We start from the raw sequence: 15,494 nt of genomic DNA on the forward strand, positions 1-15,494 counted from the left end.
GCCATAAAGAAATGAGAAAGCCATGCGTCTAGCAACGTTGCGATACCAGGGTGCAACCCGCGCCGCTGTTCTCGGCGACGGCGTAGCGGTCCTTTTTGATGACCACTGTCTCGGAGATGTGTTAGCGCGGCCAACGTGGCGTCGTGAAGCGGAAGAACTCTTGGCGGAGGCGGGGGACAACCCTGACAACGTCATGGCGGAGAGCGCGTGGGCGTTCGCACCGCTGATCACGCGGCCGGGCAAGATCGTCTGTGTTGGCCTGAACTATGCCGCGCACATCGATGAGATGGGACACCAGCGCCCCGAGGTGCCGACGCTATTCGCGAAGTTTGCCGATGCCGTCGCCGGTGCGAAGGATGATATCCGAGTGCCGGAGGCCTGCGCGGAAAAGCTCGATTATGAAGGCGAACTCGCGGTTATCGTCGGCGAGACCTGCTTGCGGGTGTCGGAGGAGCAGGCGCAGGACGCTATCGCTGGGTACGCGATTATGAATGACTTCACCCAGCGCGATTTCCAGTACGCCACCGCGCAGTGGCTACAGGGGAAGACGTTGCAGCGCGCCAGTGCTTTCGGTCCGTGGATGCTCACAGCCGATGCTTTCGATGCGGACTCCGCACGGGTGCGCACATATGTCGACGGAGAGCTGCGCCAGGATGCCCCGATTGCGGACCTTGTTTTCTCCCCGGCGATGTTAATCGCCTACATCTCACAGTTCGTGCAGCTGAACCCGGGCGATGTCATCTCCACGGGAACGCCGGCGGGTGTTGGCCACGGCATGAGCCCGCAGACCTACCTTCAGGATGGTCAGGAAATGATTATCACCATCGATGGCCTGGGTAAACAGATCAACACCGTCCGCATCAACCACTAGCACGCGCCGCTTTACGACGTCCCCGCGAACCCGGCGGGAATGAATCGACCCCCGCGTGCGTTGTGGGAGACTAACGGGTAAAAACCTACGTAAAGAACGTGAAGTTAGAACACGACGTTAAAGAGTAAGAGGAGTTAGACCCATGGCAACTGTTGATATTACGAACGAGACTTTCGCTGAGACTATTCAGAACAACGACATTGTGCTCGTTGATGCCTGGGCATCCTGGTGCGGTCCGTGCCGCCAGTTCGCCCCGATTTATGAGAAGGCTTCGGAGAAGCACTCAGAGGTAGTGTTCGCAAAGCTGGACACCGATGCCAACCAGGAGGTTTCGGCCGCCCTGGGCATTCAGTCGATTCCGACGCTGTTTGTTTTCCGCGAGGGAATCCTGCTGTTCCAGCACTCTGGTGTGCTGCCTGAGACCGCTCTGAGCGACCTGGTTGGCCAGGCTTCGGAGCTGAACATGGATGATGTCCGTGCGCAGATTGCCGAGCAGGCCGCACAGGATAGCGCTACCGAGTAAATTCTGCGATTTAGTCCGCATACTGTGCGTTTTCCAACTTGGAGCACTGCCGGATAAGCCCCCGCGCCTCAAGCCCGCGGGGGCTTTTTGTATCTAGTCCGCGCGCTGGCCACGAATGAGCCAGCCAATACCAAAGCCAGCGAGTGCCGCTACTAGTGCCCACAGGGCTGGAGCGACTTTGTTTGAGTCCTCCTCAATCGACAGTGCCGCGCTGGTGCGGGCATGCTTTGTCTCCTTCTCACCTGTTGGCAGAACCTGCCCGCCCGGGAACACGTGCTTGACAGCTTCGGTGAGGTCGTTGGCGGTCAGGTTTTTGCCCAGAACCGCGATAGCGTAACGGTCATCGTCGCCAAGGAATCCGGCAGTGGTGTGCTGCTCTTCGTACCAACCGGATTTGTTGGCAATCGTTTCCTTCGGTAGCGCTGCACGCAGACCGAAGTTCTGGTCTGCATCGCCGTAGGAGTAGCGCGGCAGTGAGTACATCAGCTGACGCATGTATTTGGTCTCCGTGTCGCTCAGTCCGCCTTCTTCGCTCAGCATGCGGTCAAAGTAGGCGACCATGTCGGCTGGCGTACTAGTGGTGGCTCCCCACATAGGCGAGCCGACGGTCTTATCCGACAGGCCGTAGCGCTGCCGGACATTGTCAACGATGCGTACACCGCCGTAGGAATCCCACAGCTCGTCAGTTGCTTCGTTGTTGGAGTATCGAATCATGTCGTCGCGCAGCATGGCGTCAGGGTTGCCCTCAACCGGCATATCGCCCTGGCCAGCGACGATCTCGTCCTTCTTCGGCTGTGTGTAGTTGGAGTAGGCCACGACATCGGCGATGAATACCTTCATCAGGCTGGCGAGGCGAAAAACATCATCACAGTGTGCGTTGCAGATGAACTCACCGGTCTGGCGATCCAGGATGCCCATGCCGAGCATGCCGCCCTTAGCATCAAACTCCTCGGTCACTTGGTCGAGACGAGTTTGGACGCCAAGGCCCCACTGGGTCTTCGCCCCCGGCACAAGTGGGGGAAACGCCTTCGGCTCACTTTTCGCAGTGCTTTCCGACGGCTCCGTTGAGGACGTTTCCGATGTCGTTGAAGAGGTTTTCTCAGTCGACTTCTCAGGCGACTGTTCCGCCGACTTCTCTGTGGTTTTTCCTGTGCTCTTCTCGGGAGTCTTTTCAGCTGGCTTTTCGGTGGTCTTCTTGGTTTTTGCGTCGGAGGGCTTAGTCGGCTCCGTTGAGGATGGAGCTGCGACGACTACCTGCGAAAATGCGCCGGTATCGGTGGAGTCAGCAGTTGCGGTGACTGTCGCGTTAGCCAGCGGCGCAGTTGCTGACAGAGTAATTACCGCGGCGAGACTCGCGGCAAGTCCGCGGTACGCGCGTTGAGGGCAATGAACCATGTTTAGAGAGTTTACAACTCTGGGGGAGTCTTGCTTGTCGGTAACCAGCTCTTTCCGTTTGCCGAGAGAGAGCGAGCTAGCTCACGTACAATTTTTTAAGAGATGGAATCTTCTCGGTTCCGATTAGTTATTCCGCATATGTTGAGGAAGGTTGGATTTGCATGGCTAATCCATTTGCCAAGGGCTGGAAGTACATGATGTCTTCGTTCGATAAGAAAATCGAGGACAATGCGGATCCGAAGGTTCAGATTGCACAGGCAGCTGAGGCCGAGCGTCAGCGCCATCAGGAGATTCAGCGTCAGGCTGCGGCTATCATCGGCAACCGCAATCAGCTGGAAATGCAGCTGGGGCGGTTGACCTCCGAGCGTGACAAGATTACCGAGAACACCCGCCAGGCACTCGCCAATGCGGATCAGGCTCGTGCCAAGGGCGATGAGGCCACTGCACAGAAGATGGAAAGCACTGCTGAGGCGTTTGCCACCCAGCTGGTGAATGTTGAAAAGGAGCTGGAAAATACTACGCAGCTCCACCAGCAGGCCGTATCTGCTGCTGAGGAGGCACAGCGTCAGGCGCAGCAGTCGCAGGCTCGCTACGAGCAGATTAAGCAGGATATCCGCAAGCTGGAGTCGCAGGCGGATCAGGCCAAGATGCAAGAGACCGCGTCGAAGACTCTCCAGAGCATGCAGGGTATTTCCGAGGATCCGAATGTGCCGACTTTAGATTCGGTCCGTGAGAAGATTGAAGGTCGCTACGCCAATGCGTTGGGCGCTCAGGAGCTCGCGGAATCCTCACAAGCAGGTCGCATGGCTGAGATCGAGACTTCGACTCGCGATGCCGCTGCCGACATGCGCCTGGCCGAAATTCGTGCCCAGATGAATAATGAAAGCGCTGCTCTCGAATCCGGTTCTGCCGCGAAGGATAATGCCGGCGAGCTGGAGTCCGCCGAGGCCGTTGAGGACACCACAACGGACGCAGACGAAGCGAAGTAGCCTTCACCAGTTGCCAACAATCGCCAACAAGAAAGTGTCGGGGTTTATGGCAGTCTGAGCGGGAAAAACCATCCTAAAATGCCATAAACCCCGACACTTTCTCGCGTCAGCCGCACCAGCAGCGACAGTAGCGCCAGTAGTGCTGAAGCCATCGAAACTGCCGAAGCCGTGAGGCGCGCTACTTCTCCAATTCGCCGTTCTTCCGCGCGAGCAGCACCCCGCGGATACCGGCGTGGAAACCATCGCGCAGATTGACGCGCTGCGTCTCCGTCAGCGTGTATTCGTGCAGGGTTTCGCACGCAAACTGCAGCAGCGGACGATCAATGTCCGGCGGCAGCCCACCACCAGAGAGCAAGTGGGCACTATCGCGCGCCTGCTCGTTCGCAATATTCTCGTACCACCAGTTCGCGTACTGCTGTCCCACATCGAACGGCGTCTGGAAACCCGCGGATGCCCACACCTCGTTCGGCAGGGGCACGTATCGACTACGCAGCTTCCTCCTTGGCGCCATCATCGAAGGATTCGGCCGCGGGCTTGGTTTCGGTGGACTCGCGTTGGCACCGTCTTCGCTTGCCGACGGCTCCGTCGCCGACTCCCCACTGCCGGTTGCAGTCGACGACGCGGAATCGGAGGCAGACGCGCTTGCATTCTCGGCTCCGATGTTGTTCGCAGTGTCGTTACCAGCCCCACTGCCAGTATTGACTGTCGCGCCGGGCATGGCCGCTGGAGAAGGCTGCGCTGGCTGCGCTGGCTGCGTTGGCGAGTCAGCCGAAACGCCCGAAGCAGCGGAATCCACCTGTGTAGCTTCCAAACCGCCGGTGCGCTCTACCTCAGCGCGGTGCTCAGCCTGCGCCGGGATTTCCCGGGCACCCATCTTAGCCGCGTGCTCGACTTCGTTGAACTTCGGCGAGTCGGCCTTGGCCGTCGGCGTGGCTGCGGCATTGTCTTCGCTGCGACAGTCGGAGTCGCGGTCAGCCGTGGGGGATGGCACAACGCGCTGGTCCTGCGGAACCTCCGGAGTGCCGGCCTCCGGCGAAGCAACGTCACCGTCGGCAGCGGAGGGAGTGTTCTCCGTGCCGTCGTCAAGCGAGTCCTCGCCCGGAGGAGTGATGCGCGTATCCGGTACGCAGGTGGCGCCGAGATCTTCGATTGGTTCGGCATCGCCCAGCGGCTTATTCGTGCGGACGACCGGTGGGATTGGACCCTCGAGGACATTGAGCTGCATGGCGTCGGCGAAGTCCTCGCGGGGATCGAGGATTGTCGTCGAATCGCAGGCATGGCGAAGTGCACCGGACATGGAGTCCCAGCCGAAGCCGTAGAGATGCACGCGCACACCGGCGGCCGAAGCCTCAGCGACGCCGGGCAGCATGTCCGCATCGCCCGAGACCAGCACGATATCGGAAACTTGGTTGCGCAGGCCGGCGACAACCATGTCTGCGACGAGTCGCGTATCGACGGCCTTCTGCGTCCGTCGGTCACCCCATTCAATGAGCTGACCTGCGCGCAGCTGCACACCATCAATCGTGCGCAGTGAGCGCTGGTAACGATGCGGCCCCGACTCCGGGATGCCGTCGTACCAAAGTTGCCGCTGAACTGGCTGGTTCAGCTGCTGGTTAATCATTCGGTCAAGGACACTAACTACTTCTCTAAGGTCGATTTCTAATTGCCCGCGGGCTCCGGTTTCCCACGAGTTGTAAAAGCTCGCCAGTAAATATGACGTATCGACGAACACCAATGTGCGTTCAAGCATGGCTCCTAATTCCTGATTCTTTATTAACTAAATAAGCAAACCGGTTACATCGACAAGGATGCCCGAATAATTCATTCTATGCGCTAAACATGTTTAACTTCAGGGACTATTCTTAATAAGCCGCATTGCTTTGACCGTTCTTCGCGGGTTGGCAGAAGTGCGAGCCGACGAGAAAACACCGATCAATTTAGGTATTGACGTGCAAAGAAATCACCCCGCGAAGAGTGCGACCACACAGGAGAAGGGGAGTTGCAAACAGGTATGAGACGCTGGTTCGGCCTATTGGTTCTCATTACTGTGTTGGGGCAAGCGGTTTTCAACGGCGGTCGCGTGCTGCTTTCTTGGCGAGTCCTCGATTTTGGCGGTTCCGCCGCCACCGTCGGTTGGTTCACTGCCGCATTTTCACTTGTACCTCTTATTATTGCGCTTCCCGCCGGCAAGCTTGTCGACAGCCATCGTGCCACCGAAGTCATGTACTCCGGTCTCGTCGCCACCGTCATCGCTGCGGCAGTAATGGCGCTCTCGCCGAACCTACCTATTCTTCTGCTCGGCTACGTGGCCCTGGGTTTTGCCCACATGACCACGCTCATCGCCGCTCAAGGCATGGTTTCGCACCTGCGTGGCGGCGTCGCCGGGCTTGATAGCCTCTTTGCATACTTCACGCTTGGAATCTCTGTCGGGCAGTTCCTCGGCATCGTCGGTGCGGGTCTGCTCACTCCCAACCACGACGGCAGCGCCATGACCGCCACCACTTCCGCGCTCTGGGCGATGACGGGAATCGGTGCGATCGCCCTGGTCATCGGCTGGCCGGTCGCAACTGCTTATCGACGGCACGAAGCGAATGCAGCCGCCGAAGTGCAAGCTGCTAGCTCAACTGAGTATTCTCCGGCGTCGACTGTTAGCGACCGCAGCCGGATGGAGGAGAGGCGACCGGCGCAGGCCGAAGCCAGTGGCGCATCGGTCTTAAGCATCCTGCGTATCGATGGCATGTCCAGCGCCATGGCTGTCTCAATTGCGGTCATCGTGGCCATTGACCTGTTGACGGCATATGTGCCGGTGCTGGGACGTGAACTGGGCTTTAGTGTTGCCGAGGTGACGGCGATCCTTGGTGCGCGTAGTGGTCTTGCGATTATTTCCCGAGCCCTCATGCCGACTGTTTTGCGCAAAGCTAACCGCAATCGGGTCCTTATCATTGCAGTTTGTGCCGGTGTCCTGCCGCTTTTGGCAATGCCGTGGCTACAGAGTGCGTGGCTGATGGTTATCGCGGTTGGTATCTGTGGCTTGGCGTGGGGCTTTGTCATGCCTATGTCGATGACGTGGGTGAGCTCCCTGGTGGATGCCGAGGTGCGTGCTCAGGCGCTATCCATCCGGCTGATGGGTAACCGCTTGGCGCAGGTCATCCTGCCGCCGGTTGCTGGTTTGGGTGCTACCGCGATGGGTGCGGGCAGCGTGTTTCTGGGGGCGGGTGCGCTGATGGGTGTCGCGTCTGCCACTGCTTGGCGACGACTCGCAGGTGACAAGGCGGCTCTGACTAAGTAATTGGTCGGTTGCTGAGTTGCTGACAAGTAGCGACCGAGCCTTAGGAAGTCTCTGATTTGGCGTACGGGGTTAACTAAAGTGAATTGTTTTCATGGTTCTACCAGCGGATTCGCTTAAATAAGGGCGTGTGTGTAATGTATTCAGAGGTCAGCGCGGCCAGGCAGTTTATGTGTTTGGTTGGCTGATGTGGGGGAAATGTTTTCGTGCGGTTAGCCGCTGGGAGTCGTTGGTTTGACTTTCTGGTTAATTGTTTGTTAATGTTTTCTCTCGCTGCTCGCGGGGTGGCTGCTGCTTGGTTGTGGTGGTTGTTTTGTGGGTGTGTGTTGTGTGAGAACTCAATAGTGTGCCGATGTACTAACTAATACTTTTTTGGGAAAGTGCTTGTTTGGTTGTCGTTTGCGTGTGTGTTGCTGGTGGGTGCCGGGGCCTTTGTTTGTTTTGGGTCCTTTTGTGCTTGCGGGTGATGGATTGCGTGGCGGCGCCTTGTTTGGGTGCTTTTCGCGTGGTTTTTTCATTTGTGGGAAAGATCATGGTTTTGTTCCTTTTTCTTTTGGCCTCGTCGGTTCGGGAGAGGGAACGTTTTTTGGATAACGGCCAGGCCGCATGCAATTGGTGTTGTGTGTGGTGGTTGTTTGTTTTGTTTTTGTCAGGTTTTTGGGCCTTTCATTGTTTTGTGATTCTTCTGATTTGAAGGGTTTTTGATGGAGGGTTTGATCCTGGCTCAGGACGAACGCTGGCGGCGTGCTTAACACATGCAAGTCGAACGGTAAGGCTCCAGCTTGCTGGGGTACACGAGTGGCGAACGGGTGAGTAACACGTGGGTGACCTGCCCTGCACTTCGGGATAAGCCTGGGAAACTGGGTCTAATACCGGATAGGACCATGGTGTGGATGCTGTGGTGGAAAGTTTTTTCGGTGTGGGATGGGCCCGCGGCCTATCAGCTTGTTGGTGGGGTAATGGCCTACCAAGGCGGCGACGGGTAGCCGGCCTGAGAGGGTGGACGGCCACATTGGGACTGAGACACGGCCCAGACTCCTACGGGAGGCAGCAGTGGGGAATATTGCACAATGGGCGGAAGCCTGATGCAGCGACGCCGCGTGGGGGATGACGGCCTTCGGGTTGTAAACTCCTTTCACCATCGACGAAGGGTTTCTGACGGTAGATGGAGAAGAAGCACCGGCTAACTACGTGCCAGCAGCCGCGGTAATACGTAGGGTGCGAGCGTTGTCCGGAATTACTGGGCGTAAAGAGCTCGTAGGTGGTTTGTCGCGTCGTCTGTGAAATTCCGGGGCTTAACTCCGGGCGTGCAGGCGATACGGGCATAACTTGAGTACTGTAGGGGAGACTGGAATTCCTGGTGTAGCGGTGAAATGCGCAGATATCAGGAGGAACACCGGTGGCGAAGGCGGGTCTCTGGGCAGTAACTGACGCTGAGGAGCGAAAGCATGGGGAGCGAACAGGATTAGATACCCTGGTAGTCCATGCCGTAAACGGTGGGCGCTAGGTGTGGGTTTCCTTCCACGGGATCCGTGCCGTAGCTAACGCATTAAGCGCCCCGCCTGGGGAGTACGGCCGCAAGGCTAAAACTCAAAGGAATTGACGGGGGCCCGCACAAGCGGCGGAGCATGTGGATTAATTCGATGCAACGCGAAGAACCTTACCTGGGCTTGACATATACAGGATCGCGCCAGAGATGGTGTTTCCCTTGTGGCTTGTATACAGGTGGTGCATGGTTGTCGTCAGCTCGTGTCGTGAGATGTTGGGTTAAGTCCCGCAACGAGCGCAACCCTTGTCTTATGTTGCCAGCACGTTGTGGTGGGGACTCGTAAGAAACTGCCGGGGTTAACTCGGAGGAAGGTGGGGATGACGTCAAATCATCATGCCCCTTATGTCCAGGGCTTCACACATGCTACAATGGTCGGTACAGTGGGTTGCCAGTCCGTGAGGGCGAGCTAATCCCGTAAAGCCGGTCTCAGTTCGGATCGGGGTCTGCAACTCGACCCCGTGAAGTCGGAGTCGCTAGTAATCGCAGATCAGCAACGCTGCGGTGAATACGTTCCCGGGCCTTGTACACACCGCCCGTCACGTCATGAAAGTCGGTAACACCCGAAGCCAGTGGCCTAAACTCGTTAGGGAGCTGTCGAAGGTGGGATTGGCGATTGGGACGAAGTCGTAACAAGGTAGCCGTACCGGAAGGTGCGGCTGGATCACCTCCTTTCTAAGGAGATTATTTTTTCTTTGTGTCATGTGTCATCGTGTTGGTGGCGTGTGGCTTTTTTGTTTTTTGGGTGGAACACCTGCTGGTCAGGCTGCTGAAGTGATGGTGGTCTGCGCGTGTGTAAGTGATGATTAAACGTTTAAGGTGCTTTCCTTTTTTGTGTTGGTTGGTTGTTGGTGCGCTGTTGGGTGTCTGGGATGACACACGTGTTGTTGTTCCTGTTGTACAGGTTGCTGCGTGCTGCAGGCGGGCTGCTGTGTGGTGGTTTGTTCTGTGGTGTGTGGGTGTTGTGTGAGAACTGGATAGTGGACGCGAGCATCTTGTTTTTCTGTAAGTTCGATTTTGTCAAGCAGTTTTTCTGTTTGTGATTGTTCTTGAGTATTTGTGTGTTGTGTTGTAAGGGCGCATGGTGGATGCCTTGGCATAGTAGGCCGATGAAGGACGTGAGAGGCTGCGATAGGCCTCGGGGAGCTGCCAACTAAGCGTTGATCCGAGGGTGTCCGAATGGGGAAACCTGGCCGTCGTTGTGGGCGGTCGCCGTTAGATGAATTCATAGTCTAATTGGTGGTTACGCGGGGAAGTGAAACATCTCAGTACCCGTAGGAGTAGAAAACAATTGTGATTCCGTTAGTAGTGGCGAACGAACGTGGATGAGGCTAAACCGCGTGCGTGTGATACCTGGCAGGGTTTGCGTGCGTGGGGTTGTGGGGATGCATTGTTGCAGGGTCTGCTAGTCCTGCGTTGCGTGTGTGTGGGTGTAGCGGAAGTGGATTGGAATGTCCTGCCGTAGACGGTGAGAGTCCGGTACGTGAAACACTCGCATCTGCAATTGGTGTGTTGCCCGAGTAGCAGCGGGCTCGTGGAATCTGCTGTGAATCTGCCGGGACCACCCGGTAAGCCTAAATACCTGCTTATGACCGATAGCGGATTAGTACCGTGAGGGAATGGTGAAAAGTACCCCGGGAGGGGAGTGAAATAGTACCTGAAACCATGTGCTTACAATCCGTCAGAGCCTCCGTGTGGGGTGATGGCGTGCCTTTTGAAGAATGAGCCTGCGAGTCAGCGGCATGTCGCGAGGTTAACCCGTTTGGTGGGGTAGTCGTAGCGAAAGCGAATACTAACTAGTGTGTTTTTAGTGGCATGTCCTGGACCCGAAGCGGGGTGATCTACCCATGGCCAGTGTGAAGCAGAGGTAAGACTCTGTGGAGGCGCGAACCCACTTAGGTTGAAAACTGAGGGGATGAGTTGTGGGTAGGGGTGAAAGGCCAATCAAACTCCGTGATAGCTGGTTCTCCCCGAAATGCATTTAGGTGCAGCGTCGTGTGTTTCCTCCTGGAGGTAGAGCTACTGGTTGGTTTAGCGGGACTATCATCTTAGCGACATCAGCCAAACTCCGAATGCCAGGTCAGGTGAGAGCACGGCAGTGAGACTGCGGGGGATAAGCTTCGTAGTCGAGAGGGAAACAGCCCAGATCGCCGGCTAAGGCCCCTAAGGGTGTGCTAAGTGGAAAAGGATGTGGGATCGCGAAGACAACCAGGAGGTTGGCTTAGAAGCAGCCATCCTTGAAAGAGTGCGTAATAGCTCACTGGTCGAGTGGTTCTGCGCCGACAATGTAGTGGGGCTCAAGTACACCGCCGAAGCCGCGGCAATCATCTTTTGTGGTGGTTGGGTAGGGGAGCGTCGCGTGACTGCTGTGAAGCGCTGGGGTAACCCTAGTGTGGAGTGTGCGCGAGTGAGAATGCAGGCATGAGTAGCGAATGAGGAGTGGAAAACTCCTCCGCCGAATGACTAAGGGTTCCTGGGCCAGGTTAATCCTCCCAGGGTGAGTCGGGGCCTAAGGCGAGGCCGACAGGCGTAGTCGATGGATAACGGGTTGATATTCCCGTACCCGTGTGTCCGCGCCCATGGTGAATCAGGGATACTAACCCACCTGAACATGCGCCGTTTACTAGCCTTTTGGGTTGGTTGGTGTGTGTGATGCTGGGGACCTGAACTGGTAGTAGCCAAGTGATGGGGTGACGCAGGAAGGTAGCCGTGCCACGTGATGGATATCGTGGTGTAAGCGTGTGGCCCGTGTTCTAGGTAAATCCGGAGCACAGTGGGTGAGGCGTGATGCGTACCCGTATTTGGGGAAGTTGGTGATCCTATGCTGCCGAGAAAAGCCTCTAGCGATGTGGATATACGGCCCGTACCCGAAACCGACACAGGTAGTCAGGTAGAGAATACTAAGGCGATCGGGAGAACTGTGGTTAAGGAACTCGGCAAAATGCCCCCGTAACTTCGGGAGAAGGGGGGCCATGACTGGTGACCGACGTGGTTGAGCTGGTTGTGGCCGCAGAGAATAGAGGGAAGCGACTGTTTACTAAAAACACAGGTCCGTGCGAAGACGTTTAAGTCGATGTATACGGACTGACGCCTGCCCGGTGCTGGAAGGTTAAGAGGACCTGTTAGATCATTTGTGGTCGAAGCGGAGAATTTAAGCCCCAGTAAACGGCGGTGGTAACTATAACCATCCTAAGGTAGCGAAATTCCTTGTCGGGTAAGTTCCGACCTGCACGAATGGCGTAACGACTTCCCTGCTGTCTCAACCACAGACCCGGCGAAATTGCAGTACGAGTAAAGATGCTCGTTACGCGCGGCAGGACGAAAAGACCCCGGGACCTTCACTATAGCTTGGTATTGGTGTTCGGTTCGGTTTGTGTAGGATAGGTGGGAGACTGTGATGCCTCAACGCCAGTTGGGGTGGAGTCGTTGTTGAAATACCACTCTGATCGTATTGGACATCTCAACCTCGGCCCGTGATCCGGGTTAGGGACAGTGCCTGGTGGGTAGTTTAACTGGGGCGGTTGCCTCCCAAAGAGTAACGGAGGCGCCCAAAGGTTCCCTCAGCCTGGTTGGCAATCAGGTGTTGAGTGTAAGTGCACAAGGGAGCTTGACTGTGAGACTGACAGGTCGAGCAGGTAGGAAACTAGGGACTAGTGATCCGGCACCGGCTTGTGGAAGCGGTGTCGCTCAACGGATAAAAGGTACCCCGGGGATAACAGGCTGATCTTCCCCAAGAGTCCATATCGACGGGATGGTTTGGCACCTCGATGTCGGCTCGTCGCATCCTGGGGCTGGAGTAGGTCCCAAGGGTTGGGCTGTTCGCCCATTAAAGCGGCACGCGAGCTGGGTTTAGAACGTCGTGAGACAGTTCGGTCTCTATCCGCCGCGCGCGTAGAAACTTGAGGAAGGCTGTCCCTAGTACGAGAGGACCGGGATGGACGTACCTCTGGTGTGCCAGTTGTCCCGCCTGGGGCATGGCTGGTTGGCTACGTACGGAAGGGATAACCGCTGAAAGCATCTAAGCGGGAAGCCTGTTCCAAGATTAGGTTTCTTTTGAGGTCCCCTATAGATGATGGGGTTGATAGGCCGGATCTGGAAGCATCGTAAGGTGTGGAGGTGACCGGTACTAATAGACCAAACATTCAACACACAAGAGAGTGTGAAAAATTAGGGTTTTTGCTCGCGTCTACTGTTCAGTGTCTGGCATGACACCACCCACCCGAAGTTTTGTGGTGGGGTTGGTTGTTGCCTGGTTTTTGTCGGTGGTGTTAGCGGTGGGGTCACGCCCGGTCCCATTCCGAACCCGGAAGCTAAGTCCACCAGCGCCGATGGTACTGCACTCGGGAGGGTGTGGGAGAGTAGGTCGCCGCCGGCATGAATATTTTTTGTTTGTGGGTCGTGGTTGCTCCCCTTTGTTGTTGTGGGGTGGTGGCTGCGGCCCGCTTTTGTTTTACCCACAAGTAAACAACATTCAATCGATAGATGTCGTAGCTTATGTTTCGGTGATAGCCATTGATTTTGCTTGGTGGTGGGTATTTGGAAGGGGCCCGGTGCGCAGTAGACCGGTCGCGGAGGCTCCTCGAATTCTGGCACTTAGCTTGTTGGTGTGTGCGATTCATCTATTGCACTTCTGTGACTATCACCGCCACTTATCCCTACATACTGATACCTCGGTCTCAATTGAGGCTTTATTACCAAGCTGTCCAAATAGAGAGACATACGCTTACTTAGTAGTCAGCTCTGATTTTCGACTCGTACCTACGAGATGCTGTGGCGGCTTCCTCGATCGCGCCAAAAGAAAATCCCGTATAGGTGAGGTATTGCCTGCGCCCATACGGGAGGGTGTCGTATTTAGTTAGGTTAGCCCTGTCTGGGATTAAGCTATGCAGTCGCGCTAATCAAAGTACCGAGGTTAGTTATTACTGCTCGGCTTAGCCGACGGGACGTCTCCGTAGCCGTCGTGGTCCTTATCTTCCGAGTTAATACCTCCGCGGAAGGTGTCGTGAGCACTCGGAGTAACGGCGTGCGGTGCACGGTCGGCGGTGTTGAACAAAAGATTCAAGATGATAGCAGCGACGGAACCTACGCAGATACCTGAAGCCATAAACGTTTGCGCCCATGCCGGTAGTCCGGAGAATAGTTCGGGCGATACAGCAGGAAGTAATGCCAATGCCAACGGAATACCCACGACAATCACGTTGGATTCAGTGAACTTAACCTTGGATAGAGTGCGGACGCCCGATGCTGCGACCATACCGAACAAGGCAATACCGGCACCTCCCAAAACTGGAGCTGGGATAGCGGCAACGAGAGCGGCCGTCTTTGGAATCAAACCCAGAATCAGCAGCATTCCACCTGCAGCTGCGGTAACCCATCGGGAACGTACGCCCGTGATGGATAGGACGCCAATGTTCTGGGCAAACGCCGTGTATTGGAAGGTATTGAAAATACCGCCAATTACGGTCGCAGCACCGTCGGCACGCAGTGTGTCGGCAATACGGTGATTATCAATCTCGGATTCGGTAATCTCGCCGATTGCAAGTACGTCGCCAGTCGCTTCGACCATAGTCACAAGCGAAACAATGCACATGGCAAATACAGCGGAGAGGACGAATTCAGGCATGCCAAAGTAGAATGGATGCGTCAACCCGAAGACTGGTGAGTCCTTAGTTCCAGACCAATCCACCATTCCCAATGGAATGCATAGCAGCAATCCGGAGATCATGCCCACTAGAACGGCAATGCGGGCGAGCCATTCTGGTGCCCATCGCTCAATACTGAGAATTAAGGCCAACACAAACGCAGCTACTGCCAAGTTTTGAGGTGCGCCGAAATCTGGAGTGTCCTTGACTTCAGCACCGCCACCAACCCAGTCGGCTGCGACTGGCATAAGCGTCGTGCCGATAATCAATAGCACCGTGCCAGTGACCAACGGCGGAAATAGGCGTAGAAGCGACGCAAAAAGCGGTGCAAAGAGCATCATGAAAATGCCCGATGCAATCACCGAACCGTAGATTGCGGGTACGCCGTATTGCGATCCGATAGTAACCATCGGAATCGCGGCAGAGAAGGTACAGCCCTGAATCAGTGGTAGTCGCACACCAAATCGCCAAATACCCACCGACTGTACGATGGTGGCGATGCCTGCAACAAACAGGTCCGCAGCAATTAGGTGCGGAATATCGGATGGGGACATACGCCCGGCATCCACAAGTGCCCAGCCCACGAAAAGCGGGACTGCCACCGCGCCTGCATACGCGGCGAGCACATGTTGAAAGCCGAGTACAAGCAGTTTCACATGGCCCGGATACTCATCGACCGGATGAACCGTCTGAGTATCGGTCTTCGTTGATGTAGTCACAGTTCGACTTTAGTTCCCTAGTCCAGGTTTTCCTCACTGGAGCTTTCTATTGGGGTGGTTTCGCTCCATCTCGCTTTACGACGAGGCGATCGGGCCACGCCACTTTGCTGAGATAACTCGTGAGTGTGCGTGGGAGGCCACTGAACGAATGCATTGCGGAACAGCTTTAAGCGAGACTCTAGGGTTATGGTTTTCTATTAGCTCGGAAATACACTAGAAAGGCCTTGTGACCTGCAGGTTCGCGTTATGTGTGAAGTGTGTGTAATGTAGCCGGGGTCAGCGCGACAGGGCGATGTGATTGCTTGTTGTGGTGATGTGGGGGAGAGTTTACTTTGTATTCACGGTCGGTTTGACTTGTGTTTGTAGTGAAGGTAAAGTCTTCTTTTGCTGCTCGCGGGGTGGCTGCTGCTTGGTTGTGGTGGTTGTTTTGTGGGTGTGTGTTGTGTGAGAACTCAATAGTGTGCCGATGTACTAACTAATACTTTTTTGGGAAAGTGCTTGTTTGGTTGTCGTTTGCGTGTGT

General features: G+C 56.0%; 7 protein-coding genes and 3 rRNA genes. 7 read left to right on the forward strand and 3 right to left on the reverse strand.

Annotated features, from left to right (window positions below):
- Nucleotides 1–22: 22 nt before the first annotated feature.
- Nucleotides 23–871 (forward strand): fumarylacetoacetate hydrolase family protein, encoded by an 849-nt coding sequence (locus I6J19_RS03160; protein WP_038627048.1) that lies wholly within the window; start codon nucleotides 23–25, stop codon nucleotides 869–871.
- A 142-nt stretch (nucleotides 872–1,013) separates the two neighbouring features.
- On the forward strand, nucleotides 1,014–1,394 hold the full coding sequence (gene trxA, locus I6J19_RS03165; protein WP_005511980.1) for a thioredoxin: 381 nt from the start codon (nucleotides 1,014–1,016) through the stop codon (nucleotides 1,392–1,394).
- A gap of 93 nt (nucleotides 1,395–1,487) precedes the next feature.
- Here the strand turns inward: trxA and I6J19_RS03170 are convergent, their stop codons facing one another.
- Entirely contained in the window at nucleotides 1,488–2,789 is a 1,302-nt protein-coding gene (locus I6J19_RS03170; protein ID WP_038627046.1) for a serine hydrolase, read from the reverse strand.
- A 161-nt stretch (nucleotides 2,790–2,950) separates the two neighbouring features.
- On the opposite strand from I6J19_RS03170, the gene I6J19_RS03175 reads away from it, so the two are divergent.
- On the forward strand, nucleotides 2,951–3,778 hold the full coding sequence (locus tag I6J19_RS03175; RefSeq protein ID WP_038627044.1) for a PspA/IM30 family protein: 828 nt from the start codon (nucleotides 2,951–2,953) through the stop codon (nucleotides 3,776–3,778).
- A gap of 178 nt (nucleotides 3,779–3,956) precedes the next feature.
- Here I6J19_RS03175 and I6J19_RS03180 read toward each other — a convergent pair whose 3' ends face one another.
- The gene (locus I6J19_RS03180) at nucleotides 3,957–5,528 is read right to left on the reverse strand and encodes an NYN domain-containing protein (RefSeq protein ID WP_038627042.1); all 1,572 of its coding nucleotides are present in this window, start codon (nucleotides 5,526–5,528) and stop codon (nucleotides 3,957–3,959) included.
- A gap of 261 nt (nucleotides 5,529–5,789) precedes the next feature.
- On the opposite strand from I6J19_RS03180, the gene I6J19_RS03185 reads away from it, so the two are divergent.
- The 4 genes from I6J19_RS03185 (at nucleotide 5,790) to rrf (ending at nucleotide 12,985) form a co-directional block, all read left to right on the forward strand.
- Complete coding sequence (locus tag I6J19_RS03185; protein ID WP_038627040.1) at nucleotides 5,790–7,067, forward strand: MFS transporter; 1,278 nt, start codon at nucleotides 5,790–5,792, stop codon at nucleotides 7,065–7,067.
- 698 nt (nucleotides 7,068–7,765) lie between these two features.
- Nucleotides 7,766–9,285: ribosomal RNA gene (locus tag I6J19_RS03190) — 16S ribosomal RNA — on the forward strand.
- A 386-nt stretch (nucleotides 9,286–9,671) separates the two neighbouring features.
- A 23S ribosomal RNA gene (locus I6J19_RS03195) occupies nucleotides 9,672–12,761 on the forward strand.
- Between the two features lie 107 nt (nucleotides 12,762–12,868).
- Nucleotides 12,869–12,985, forward strand: a 5S ribosomal RNA gene (rrf, locus tag I6J19_RS03200).
- Together the 16S, 23S and 5S rRNA genes form the textbook arrangement of a ribosomal RNA operon.
- A 537-nt stretch (nucleotides 12,986–13,522) precedes the next feature.
- Here rrf and I6J19_RS03205 read toward each other — a convergent pair.
- Nucleotides 13,523–14,971, reverse strand: coding sequence for a nucleobase:cation symporter-2 family protein (locus tag I6J19_RS03205; RefSeq protein ID WP_038627038.1), 1,449 nt, complete (start codon nucleotides 14,969–14,971; stop codon nucleotides 13,523–13,525).
- Nucleotides 14,972–15,494: the final 523 nt, after the last annotated feature.

Origin of the sequence: Corynebacterium amycolatum (assembly GCF_016889425.1) — a bacterium.
Lineage (GTDB): Bacteria > Actinomycetota > Actinomycetes > Mycobacteriales > Mycobacteriaceae > Corynebacterium > Corynebacterium amycolatum.